6 protein-coding genes and 1 pseudogene are annotated in these 12,461 nt (G+C 56.7%); 2 read left to right on the top strand and 5 right to left on the bottom strand.

Annotated elements, in window-relative coordinates; all coding sequences use genetic code 11:
- Positions 1-35: 35 nt before the first annotated feature.
- The 4 genes from MUG96_RS21220 to MUG96_RS21205 form a co-directional block, all read right to left on the bottom strand.
- A complete protein-coding gene (locus MUG96_RS21220) occupies positions 36-470 on the bottom strand; it encodes a TRAM domain-containing protein (RefSeq protein WP_081927567.1) in 435 nt (144 codons plus the stop codon).
- Between the two features lie 36 nt (positions 471-506).
- The gene (locus MUG96_RS21215; protein ID WP_049987824.1) at positions 507-3,356 is read right to left on the bottom strand and encodes a UvrD-helicase domain-containing protein; all 2,850 of its coding nucleotides are present in this window, start codon (positions 3,354-3,356) and stop codon (positions 507-509) included.
- Positions 3,353-5,938, bottom strand: coding sequence for a PD-(D/E)XK nuclease family protein (locus MUG96_RS21210; RefSeq protein ID WP_373222136.1), 2,586 nt, complete (start codon positions 5,936-5,938; stop codon positions 3,353-3,355). Before MUG96_RS21210 ends, MUG96_RS21215 begins: the two co-directional genes overlap by 4 nt.
- 153 nt (positions 5,939-6,091) lie before the next feature.
- A complete protein-coding gene (locus tag MUG96_RS21205) occupies positions 6,092-6,868 on the bottom strand; it encodes a hypothetical protein (RefSeq protein WP_092635356.1) in 777 nt (258 codons plus the stop codon).
- Positions 6,869-6,927: 59 nt separating this feature from the next.
- Here MUG96_RS21205 and MUG96_RS21200 point away from each other — a divergent pair, with 59 nt between their 5' ends.
- Complete coding sequence (locus MUG96_RS21200; RefSeq protein ID WP_092635358.1) at positions 6,928-7,179, top strand: DUF8139 family protein; 252 nt, start codon at positions 6,928-6,930, stop codon at positions 7,177-7,179.
- A gap of 12 nt (positions 7,180-7,191) precedes the next feature.
- On the opposite strand, the gene MUG96_RS21195 is transcribed toward MUG96_RS21200, so the two are convergent.
- Positions 7,192-10,467 carry an N-6 DNA methylase family protein gene (locus MUG96_RS21195; protein WP_246989498.1) on the bottom strand — a complete coding sequence of 1,092 codons (3,276 nt, stop codon included), beginning with the start codon at positions 10,465-10,467 and terminating at the stop codon, positions 7,192-7,194.
- Positions 10,468-11,137: 670 nt separating this feature from the next.
- Between MUG96_RS21195 and MUG96_RS21190 the strand changes: the two are divergent.
- Positions 11,138-12,165: pseudogene (locus MUG96_RS21190) on the top strand (Cdc6/Cdc18 family protein).
- Positions 12,166-12,461 lie beyond the last annotated feature (296 nt).

Raw genomic sequence — 12,461 nt, 5'->3', positions numbered from 1 at the left:
CGAGAAGAAGACCGATCCACAGAAGGGACAATGGGTTAGAGTGATTGCTGATCGCTATCGACGATGCTCGCAAACGCGACGTTCTCCTTAACTTGTTCGATTTCGACTGTTGGCTCGTCGCCGGGTTGAGCGCCGGGAACGATCACGACGTAGCCACGTTCGACTTTTGCGATACCATCGCCCTGATCGCCGACTGTCTCGATAGTCGTATCACGTATTTCGCCTTCCTCTACGGGAGGTCCTGAGGAAGAATGGCTCGCAGTCTCACGAGAAGGTGCTCTCTGTGACCCCTGTTGTACTGACGACTCCGTCGAGACAGAAGATTCCAGAATAGCTACGCGATATGTTTCGTCATCTGATAACGCTTCATAGTTGATTTCATTCGAAGGGACCTCCACTATGTACGTCCCATCCTGCTCATTAATTGGAGCACTGAACAGAGAGCGAAGGGAGCTGGGAATTTCGACCATTGAGTTTCTAGTGCTCAGTACCCACGAGACAATGATTTAAACACTATGTGTTACCACTAGCTCTCGAAGAGCCGCCTTATCGAGAGGGGTAATATTGTGCCGAGTGCCATCATCGGTGTAGAAAATAGACGCAGTGACCGATCGCTCTGGATATTGGTCGGCGACGACATGGTAGTAGATACTGAGCTGTTTCCGGTATTCACCTTCTGCGTGCGTTGTGAGATCGGTTTTGTAGTCGATGATCTCAACACGGTCAGATGTCACGTGGAGCAAGTCGATGATGCCGCCGATCGTTACCTTCTCGCCGTCGACGGTAAGTGGAAGGAACGCATCGATCTCGGCTCTCGTCTCACCCTCGAGTGAGTCGAGTAACGCCTTGACGTGCTCTTTGTCAGGGTTATCGCCAGTTTCGACTGCTTCACCGAGAACATACCGTTCCGCAAACTCGTGGACGTCTGACCCGAACTCCATTCCCCGGCCGCCGGTATTCCCTTCGAAGACTGCGTCATCGATGAAGGTGTGTGGTGAGTAGCTTGCCGGTCCATCAGGCTCCGGAATATCGACCGTGTAGGTCGAATGCTCGCCGGGTTCTGGGTCGAACGCAGATAGATCGGGGTCGATATCTTCGACATCAACGGGGAGTGAATCGAGGAACGAATTTGGGTCAGTACCGCCAGTCAAGACGAGGTGGCTCTCAGCACGCGTGACAGCCACATAGAGAAGCCGACGTTCCTCGTCGTAGTTCTGGGGGAGGCAGCGATTAAGAACGTCAGTCTTCCAGTCGTCGTAGACGTGTGGAACGCCGTGTGCGTCCTCTGAGTACACCTTCCGCTGACGGAGGCCAATCGGGTCGGTGTAGGCGATATCGCTTCCGCTGCCACCGGAAGACGGGAATTTGTTCGCGTTCATATTTGCGAGGATGACGATTGGGTATTCGAGCCCTTTCGTCGCGTGGATCGTTTGGACAGTCACCGCGTTCGTCCCAGCCCCGGCGTCGACGTCGTGTGTACTCCCATCAGCAATCGCCTCCTCGATGAATCGGATCAGCTCTCCACGGGTGAACGTCGTCGTCCCGTGAACCGACTGAATAGTGTCGAGAACGACGTCTGCGGTCGGGCCGGAATGGCCGTACTGTTCGAACACGCGTCGGGCGACGCCGCCGAACGTCTCCAAATCCCGTAGATCCTCTCGGAATGCGACCATAGCTTCGGGATATGCCTCACGCTCGATGATCGTCTTCGTCTCGTCAATCGTGTAGCCAGCCTCTTCGAGGACGAGTGCCCACCCGCGTTCAGCGTCACGTTCGAGGATACGCAACCACGCTAACACCAGCTTCGCGGCGTCGGTCCGGAAGACCTCGATCCCACCCTCGTAGGCCATCGGCAGACCGAACTTACTCGCCGTATCGAGCAGATCCCGACCGAAGTCGCGGGTTCGCGTCAACACAGCGATGTCGCCGTACTCCGGAGCGCGATACGTGCCGTCGTCGCCTTCGACGGCGTAATCATCGTTGTCGACGATTGCGTCGATCTTTGCGAGAATGGCCTCGTGTTCGTCCTCACTCGTGAGCGCCTCGATGTAGCTATCATCTCGATCTGTATCGGCAGTCAGTGGTGTAACCTGCTCGGAGATAGCCTCCGCATCCAGAGATTCGTTCTTTGTCGCACGGGCAGTCAGCGCGTGGGTAGAGAAGTCCAAGATGGACTGTGTCGACCGGTAATTCCGCGTCAGCTGCTTGTCATCAACCGGCGTCGTCTGGAACGTGACTCGATCTACGTCCCGATTCAGCTCCGCGGTAAATCGTTCGAGCCGATCGTCGAACTCGCGGATATTGTCGACGTCCGCGTACTGGAAACTGTAGATGCTCTGTTTCCAGTCGCCGACCACGCAGATGTTGTTCGTGCCGGCAAGCAGCAGCGTGAGTTTGAACTGGATCTCACTGGAGTCCTGGAACTCGTCGACCATCACGTACTCGTACCCCAGCTGCTCTCGGAGGTCGTGATCCTCACACAGAAGCACGAACGCGAACAGCTGAAGGAACCCGAAATTCAGGTAGTTCCGCCGAAGCGCGAACTCAAGATAGGCGTGATACACGTCGTGGACGAACCGCTTGAGAGCCGTTCGGTCCTCCTCGAAGACGCGTTCGACGAGATCCGCCGGGACTTGCTTGCCATCGCCGCGGATGTCCCACTTTGCGGGCGCCTCCGGGAGATACGTCTTGTCTTCACCATACTGATAGAGCTTCTTTCGAAGCTTCGATTGCTTGCTCCCGCCGTTCCGTGGTTCATTCCGGTCGGTGAACAGCGTCTCGAACGCCTCAAAGTCCCCATCGAGGTGTGACTCGCTGTCCCGGTACCAGCCATCCGCAGTGGGGAACACACCTTTTGCGGACAGTTCCTTGATCAGATCGAGTAGCTCCGACGTCTCCGACAGTGCCGTGAAGAACTCGTCATACTCTGGGTGATTATCGATGAACTGGCCGATGAACTCACGAAACAGCGCCTGTTCGATGATTTCGTCTTCGATAATCCGTGTCGAGCCAGTGATCGTCTCATCAATCCCGAGGGACATCGGTGCGTCGTGTCCGTATTCGTCGAGCAAGTCGTGTGACAGCGAGTGGAACGTTTGGATCGGCGCGTTCGCGAGTTCCCGCATCCCGTACTCGCTGTGACGGACAATCCGCTCTCGCATCTCCTCGGCCGCGTTGTTCGTAAAGGTCACCAACAGCACGTCTTCGGGATCGACGCCATCTTGGGCGACAATGTTTGCGTATCGCCGGGTAACGGTGAACGTCTTCCCGGTGCCAGCACCCGCGTCGACGAGATAGAGGCCATCAGTCGCCTCTATGAGTTCGCGTTGCTCCCGGTTCGGGTCGACGCCGCTCATTGTTCACCCTCCAGGAGGAGATCCCGGTTGTCAACCCGTCGGTAGTTCGGCTCACCCGCGATCCCCTCGATTGGGAATGCCTCGTCGCCAGTGCGGCGTCGGTTGAGTTCCGCCAGTCGCTCGTCGACAAACGATTCGAACGCATCGAGATCACTCTTGAAGAATGCACCCTTCTGTCGGTCGACGATTGCTCGCATCACCTGCTTGCTCCCTGTTGTCACATACTTGTACTCGCCAATCTCGGCTTCGAGCCGGTCAATCATCGTCTCTCCGAACTCGGAGTCGATGAGTTCGTCGCTGTCAGTCGTCTCGACAAGCGGCGCAGCATCGAAGAGCGCGGCGTATGTCTGATAGTCGATCTTCGAGAGGATCTTTTGGCACTTCTGTGCCCCCTCCTCACGGAGATACTCGAAGAACTCCTCACGTTGCACGTGCTCGGTGAGCGATTCAGGGTAGTATGTTACAGTCGTCAACGCGTCGTCGATGTCGGCGTCGCCGGCGATCACGTCGTCGACGAGTTCGGTGACGTAGAAGAAGGTGAACGAGAGTTGGTCACCCGGACGTTGTGATCGCCAATAGGTGAGATAGAGTGCTGCCTGAAAGTCAGGCTCGTCTGTCGGCTCGTCAATCGCGGCGTGTTTGACGATTGAGGTGGCGCTGCTCTCGCTGCCACTCTTGTAGTCGAGCAGTTCTTGCTGCGACTGAACGAGGTCGATCATTCCGTTGATGCCCAGTTCTTCGTCAGTAAACCGACGTTCAGTCACGGGAGAGTCGACATCCCGACCGAAGTGAGCAGCGACGGCATTATCACCCCCACTGGACGGCGTCAGAAACGCGCCCTCGGTCGGCTGGTTCGCGTCAAGATATGAGACAATCGTTTCGAGGCTCGCACGATATTCAGTGCGCCGGGTCCGTTCGTCGACGGAGCGAACCAGCGGACGGACGTCCTCGAGCATAAGTTCGACGACCTCCGAGAGTGTCTCTTCGTCAATCTCGTCCGGATGGTTGACGTAGAACTCCGCGAAGTCGTGGAGCAGGTTGCCCTTGGTGAGATACGCCTTCTCCGGACCGTCGACTATCCGGCTGAAGTAGTAGTCTCGCGGTGAGTTCACGTAGGTGTTGAGACTCGACTTGCTGATCGTCTCGACCGGGTCGGAAGTCACACCGACAGGTTCGTTCTCGAATCCGTCACCAGCTCGTGCTGCGGTTTCGATCTGATGACTTGTCGAAGGTAGATCGGAGAAGCGGTCGTACTCCGGTTCGAGAAGCTCTTCGAAGTACAGGCACGGCGTAACGGGTGATCCGCCGGTCGCATCTTGGACGAGATAGTGTTGCTGGCTGCCGCTCTGCAACAGCAGCTGGAAGCTCTTAAGATTCCGTGTGAACTGGGCGTCCTGGTCGACCCACGGACGACGTGGGGCCGAGTGGGTCCAGCGGTCGTCAAGCCCTAGGTAGAAGACAACCTCACGACCCACGTACGACGCTGATTTCGCATCGGCGAGCAAGACACCCTCGTTCTCTCGATCGACCGGCACCTCGTAGGTCTGGAGATAGAACGACAAATCGTCGAGGCGCGCTTCCGTGATGGATTCGTCCGCGATGGTGAGTGTCTCCAGTTCCTCCCGGAAGGCATCCAGCGTGTCGCCGGCGTGGCGTTCAAACACTGAAAGGGCATCCGAGAACGTGTACTCTTGGACATCGTGGCAGAAGTCGATCAGCCACTTGAGATCTCCATCGTCAAGCTCGTGCAGTCGCTTGTTTGTGTCAGCGTCGACGACGTCACAATCGAAGACCGTCAACAGCGACCGGATCTCGCTTATTCGGGTATCAGTCCCCCGGTGGGCGGTCCGGAGGAGGTGGAGGAACAACCGGTGTTCGCTGCGATCTGTGAATCCCGGCCCGCCGAAAAACGGGATATCGGCCGCTTCGAGCGCGGACTCGATAATCGGTGAGTATTCGCTTTCCTGATCGAGAACAATCCCGACGTTATCAGCGTTCTCGTCATCGACGGAATCGACGACGGTCTCGACGATCGCAGTCGGCGAATCGTGTATACGGAACGGCGGGAGCTCGAACTCGGTATCAGCGAAGAGGTCGACCGTGTCGTACTCGGCAGGCAGATACGCTCGTTCGAGCTGGGTGAGCATCGCCGGCTCGACGACGACCACGTCGAAATTCGGATCGATGGTCTCGTTTGTGAGCTTCATCGAGGCGGTCTCGAGTTTCGCGATTCGCTCCACAGCTCGTTCGGTGGCATCGTCGACGTAGCCGTCGTACTCGAAGATAGCGTCGTGTGACCCTCGGTGTTCCCAACACTGGAGGATATTCCCAACCGCGTATGCACAGCGCTTCCAGGAGAGGTCCTCGTGATCAAGCATACCGAGGAAAGCGAGACGGTCCTCGGACTCTTGGCGTCGACCAACTGCAAGTCGGCGTGGTGGGATCGCGAACGGACCGAGATGCGAACGATCGAGGTGGCGGTTGAGAGCACTTGCAAGCGGCCCATCCGGAGTGATAACCCGGTCGTACGATCGAACCTCTTCGTAGAGTTGGCCTGGCGATTTGGCGCGGGGAAATGGCACGCTCAGAGACAGTCAGTGATGTCGGTTAAATCTTTGTCAGTTAGATCAGGCTTTGGAAATGTACAGCTTCAGAACGACGGTCGTGAGTCCTATAGCCCGGACCGTCGTTCTGTATGAATGGAAGATTCAAACCTCACAAACACCGCTCACAACTCACGGCGGGTACTTGAATGTCTCTTCGACCCGTCGTTGCAACTTGTGATCTGAAGACTCCGACGAGAATCGGAATTCGCGGATATCCTCCAGCGTCACCCCACCAGTAATCTCACCTGGCTTCCCCATCACCTGATTAAAATACACGTTCTCGTTCACGTCCGTATACAGCACGTGTAGCTGGAAGGAAACATATCGAATCCCGGCGTCATACAGTCGCTGAGTTGTCTCAAACACTGGCGACCGGACGTACTCGGCTCGACCCTCTTCGCCGTGGAACACCTCCTCAAACTCAACTTGCGTGCTGAACTCGACACGGCCTTCATTTGGGCTTAACACCCCGCCCTCCCGTGAGTTATTTTCAAACTGGTCTCCCTCGGTCCTGTTCAACGGGAAGTATCTTGGGAGGATCTCGAATCCGTCACCGGCGGGAGTGAGGAAACACGCGTCCTCTATGTCGATAGGCGTCCCTTCTCCGGGGTCTGGATCGTAACTGACGACGAGTGTGGGCCGAACATACAGGTTCTGAGCGACGCCTTCACCGAGATTTTCCAGCTGGATCGTGAGAATATCGAACGTGCTGCCTCGGCCGCTTTTCGACTGGGTCTCCCTCCTTCGACTCTTCACGACTGGTTTGCTTTGCCGCTCGATAGTGTCTTGCAGGTCCTCGGTCGGAACCTCAGTATTTGACTGCCAGAAGACGAAGTTCTCGACGAAAACGGCCTTCACTGCAGTAAAGCTGAATTGAGGGATATAGTCACGGAAACGTTCGAACATACTGGTTAACCGTCACTCGTTGATAATAAATGGGTGGTCGGGGTACTCGAAGACAGGGAATGGAAGACATCCCGCAACCCTCACCGGACCCGTACGACCCGGACGACACAGTGCGCGTGTATCTCGACCCGGATGACCCGGACAGTCGCTTCCACGGCGTCCGCTGCGAGGTCGTAGACCGGTTCGCCGACGACTTAGACCGAGAGAGCGGGCGCGACTCGGACCGGTTCACGTACCGTGTACGCGCCGTTGAGGACGGTGGCGTACTTCCCGTCGAATTTCGGCACGCAGATCTCGTCCCCGAAGAGTAGCCGCGTCGCCGTCTAATCGTCCGCTTCGGCCGCTTCCGCGGCGTCCACGTTCAACGTCACGTCCTGCTTCCGCTCCGGTGCCGGCGGCTTCCCATCAGGGTACAGCTCCTGCATCGTTTGATGATACGCGACGAGACCCATCTGGTTAGAGATATGGACCATGTCGCTTCCGTCGAGACCGTACAAGTCCTGTAGTGCTTGCTCGATCTTCCAGTCCGTTTCTCCACCTAACTCCCCGTCACCGGCCAGCAACTCCTCGACACACTCTGCGATTTTCTCTGCCGTCTCCACGCCCTCCTCTGTCGTTAGCTTCGCAACAGGGATCGGGAGCGACCGGATTTTCGTCTGTGTCAGCTTAGCGAATGCCTGCGCAGCATCAATTTCACCGAACCGTTTGAACACGTAGTAATGGAATACGCGGGAGTTCAACGCGCCTAACAGGAACTTGTGGTACGTTTCCGTGTTCAATCCGTCTGGGATATTCTCCGGGACGGTCCACTTCCCGTCATACTCCTCGTCATCAGGGTCAATGTCAACGTACCAGTTCCGCATTTCACTCCGGTCGTCCCGGATTTTGTAGATGTAGACGCTTTGCGGGCAGTACACGGGATCACCGTGGTACGCGACGGACAGACCTACACCGGCTTGCCTGATGAACACTTTATCCCCGCGATAGATCTCCTCGTCCTTGTACTGAATTCCGTTGTACCCGGTGTCTAACCCTTTTAGCGTCAAGTGATCGTACCGTTCCCCGAAGGAATCCCCGTCCATGTACGTCACATCACCGTCTGCCGGGTCGTCGGAAACGATGTACTCTTCCCCGAGCTTGTTCTGGTACTCGAATTCAGTCTCACAGTCGGGGCACGTTTTCTTCGTGTCCGGGTCACGTCCTCGCGGCGGCGGCATCCACACTCCGCATGCGGGGCACTGAATGATGTGCCCGGCTTTGTTAAGCTCAACTCCGCGGTGTGATTCACATAACGCACCGAGCGGAATTGAGTTCGACTGCATCGTCCCGAGTATCTCGTCGTCTGTAGTGTAGCGGAACGGCTCGATCTCCCCGGACTCGATGCACCGGTCCTGCGGGATATCGAATGAATACGCCGACTCCAGCTGTGACAGGCTCAACTCACCTTCTATCGCCGCTCGCCGGTCATCGTCTACGAGCGTCATGCTACGGAACGTATTCCCGTCGCTCGGATCCTCGTTCCGGACTTGCAGCGTCGTGGTGTTCATCCGGATTTCTGGACCGAACCAGTCGGCTCCGATCATATGGTACCGTTCGAACGTGTAGTTCTCCAGTAAGTGCTCGCGGACACCGGAGTGGTCCGGATTCAACAGGGTTTGCGGGAGTACGAACGCTAACCGTCCGTCGTCGTTCAAGTATTTCAGTGCGACGAGAATGAACAGTTCGTACGTGTCGAGATTATCGACGTCGAATTCGTCGCCGAACTCGTCACTCAACCACTCCGCGGCTTCGGGACTCACCTGCCCGCCCCACGGCGGATTCCCGATAATCAGGTCGAATTCGCCGAATCCGGGCGTTTCATCCTCGTCTTCGAATTGGATTTCACCGTCGAGTGCGTCTTGCGACGCGAAATTCCCAGTAAGCATACCGAGCGACGTATTCTTCCGCGCGCTGCGTAGCCACACGGAGAGTTTCGAGATTTCAATCGCTTCCTGCAGCAGGTCGTTACCATGCAGCGATTTGTCGAGAATGTCGATTTCAGTCTGCTCGTACGATTCAAGTGAAACTTGGTAGTGACCGTCGGATCCGGTCGCTCGTGCGGATCGGAGCTTTTCGTGCACCCGTCGCGCCTCACGACTCAAGTGGTTGAAACAAGAAACCAGGAACGCACCGGACCCGCACGCGATGTCCGCGATTCGGATGTTGACAATTTCCTTCAGGTAGGCTTCAAGGAATTCCTTGTCGGGGTTCTCCATCTCCATCTCCCCGTTCTCAAGGTCTAACTCGTCCCGAATCTTCGTGCGCTTGTCCTGTAGAAGGTCCTGTATCGCGTGCTCGGCGACGTACTCGGTGAGACCCTCCCGCGTGAAGTACAGGCCATAGTCCCCTCGGTCACCGCTGAACGGGTTCGATTCGCCTTCTGCGAGGTTCGCTCGCACCTGCTCGATATCACCCACGCTCTCCTCGAAGATACGGCCGAGAACGTGCTCATTCAGGTCTTGGTGGAAGTCGTACTCGTAGAACCCGTACACGCCGTTAATCGTCGTATCCCCGATCTCGTATTCCCGAGTGAACAACTCGTCCGGGAGGGTCACTGACTGCAGCACTTCGTCCTCCTCGAACAACCCGCCGTCGTACCCGAAGATATCGTACGGGTACTCGTCCGGGCTCCCAGTGTCGATGACTCTGAACATATCCTGAATGAGCGGGTAGATTTTCCGGTCGTCCAGCGTCGGGAGTGTCGCGCCGGTGCTGACGACGTCCTCAAGCAGGTCGTCCGGGAGTAGTCCGGACGGGTGGTCTGAGAAGAAGCAAATTACGAGACCGCGGTGTATCAGGGTTTGAGCGGCTTGAATCGCGGCGAGTTGCCCGTCGCTGGATTCGCCGAGTTCCGGGGCTTCGTTGATAATTTCCTCGTACACGTCCTCCACAGCTTCCCGGTAGAATTGGTAGAAGTCCTCGGTGAGTTCCAACCGTTCGGACAGGTTCTGCGCCATGAGGTCCTCGATGTCCGAATCGGCATCCTCACCGATTAGGAACCGTCGGTGCATAATGAAGTAGAATTCCCAGAACGTCTCGGTCAACTCACCGTCGGCGTCAAGGAACTCGTCGATCTCCCACTCCTCGTAATGGTCGATACTGCCGTGGTGGTACAACCTGACTACTTCCATGTTCGACGCGACAACCCACCGAACGGACAGACCGTTCGTGATCGCGTACTCGAATGCCTGCTCCACCGGTGATTTGAGGCGCGATGGATCGACTTTATCGAGGTCCGTCCCCGGGTCTTTCAGCTCTCCGACGACTTTCCTGACGTCTTCAGTGAGATCCCCGTCGTCCTGTTCGAAGTGACCGAGTAGAACGTCGGGGAACCCGTCACCGCCTTCGGAGAGTGATTCAGGGAGGAGCTGGAATTCACCGGCGCTGCCGCGCGGTCGAGTGTATCCAAGTACATCGCTGAAAATGTCACTTACGAACGATTGCTGCAGGTTGCGCTCAGTGAGTGACGTGCTCGTTCCCGTCCAGCCTTCCACGGCATCAACAATGTCGTCGGTATCGACTGGGCGTTCGACTTCCTGTTGCTGTAAGTACTCATCCACTAGGTCCGCGTCGAAGAGAGAGTGCTGATTAGTCGGCAAGGATATTGGGTTCTTTCTTATACAGGATACTTTGTTCTATCCCTTAACCAGTCACGGCGCCATTATCCATCCCCTTGGCCGCTATTAAAAATTTGTCGTGTTGGGTAAATTACTGGAATTTGAGGTGGGGTATTGTGACACCTATGACATGACCGTGTCGCTCTCGACAATGAAACAATTTTCGCCGCCCCTGAACCGTAGTTCAACCGACCGGAACACTGAATTCCCGTTGCTATCGTATCGGACACGTCTCCCCCGTCGTCCTGTCCCCGGACGGAGAGTACGATTTTGAATGGACTCGACATACAAAGCCGAAGCACAGCTACTGTATGATGTCGTGGACTGGTTTGCTGAAAAGTACAATTCCGGCAACCAGATGCTCGTCACGTACAAGACAGCGACTATGATATCGCGGTTTTTTGAAGCACTGGGGTATGATTGACGTGGCATTGCCTTGCCAAACGCCACATTACGTTCGACCTCAGGTGTTTCCGGAAATGCTTGGTTTCCTCAAAACGAACCGCATCACAGCGTGGTCAAACTCGGATTGAACTGAGATTGAATAGTACTTTCCGGAAACACCCCGGTCACGTTTTTAGTACTAGCCAGAAAATCAGTCTATCAAGTAACGATGATCCGCGATGCTCGCGTTCTCCGCGCCGGGTTCGTCCCTCGGGAAGTTGAGCATCGCGACGCTGAGGTCAACCATCTCTCTAGCGTCCTCGAGCCCATCACGAACGGCGAACCCACCGACACGGCCATCGTCACCGGCCCCAGCGGCACCGGTAAGACCTGCATCTCCAAGTTCGTCACCGAACGACTCCGGGAAGAGGTCCTCGACGTCGAGACCACCTACGTCAACTGCTGGCGCAACTACACCCGATTCCGGACGCTCTACCAGATCCTCGACGACCTCGGCGCCACCATCGACATCCACCGGCAGTCGACACCGCACGACGAACTCGTCGACCGCCTCCAGCAGCATGACGGCCCGCGAACCGTCGTCATCCTCGACGAGGTCGACCAACTGGAGGACCCCAGCGTCATCTACGACCTCCACAGCCTCCCGCAATTCGCGATCATCTGCATCGCGAACAAGGAAGAGGAGCTGTTCAGCCGCGTCGACGATCGCCTCGTGAGCCGGCTGCGCTCCAGCGAGCACGTCCGGATGGACAAGTACCACGACGAGCAGCTGTACGACATTCTGAGTGCGCGGGCGAAATGGGGCTCGACGAGGACGTCATCACCGACGACCAGCTCTACCGGATCGCCGACGCGGCCGCCGGCGACGCCCGTCTCGCAATCGGTATCCTCCGAACGGCCGCCGGCAAGGCCGATCGCGAGAACCACGAGCGCATCACCGACGATATTCTCCTGGACGCCGCCGAGGATGCTCGGGCCCAGATCAAGCAGAAGAGTCTCGACTCGCTCACGCCGCACCAGCGCGTCGTCTACGACATCGTTCGCGAGCACGGCCCGGTCGGGCCGAGCGAGATTCACGAGCGCTATACCGAGAAGGTCGACGATCCTCGGACGAAACGGACAGTGCGGACGTATCTCTCCAAGATGGTCCAGTACAACCTCCTTGATGCGGAAGGCACGAGCCGGGACCGGGAGTACTCACCCGTCGGTTCGGAAACTGCGTCGCCAATGCAGTAATATCCTGTCTCCGATTGGGTGAGATCGAGCGGCAATCAAACGAACCCTTGCGGAATCGCGAAACGCCGAAATCACGGTACTAGTACTGAGTGCCGACCGCGAATCGAGCATAGGCCATGAATAGTTAACCAACATACCGTCAATACATGCGCTTTGTTGGTTAATCGATGATCTGTATCGGTCGAAATTCGAATCACGATGAACGGTAGGGATCACGGAGAGTAGATTCAGAAACGGTCATCATCGGGAAGTGGGAACGAGCGAAACATGTGAAAAGAGGTCCACGGTCATCGATC

Origin of the sequence: Halorientalis marina, from assembly GCF_023028345.1 — an archaeon.
In the GTDB taxonomy this organism is placed as follows: Archaea; Halobacteriota; Halobacteria; order Halobacteriales; family Haloarculaceae; genus Halorientalis; species Halorientalis marina.
The sequence above is the reverse complement of the archived record's forward strand: the minus strand, read 5'-3'. Positions and strand labels throughout refer to the sequence as shown.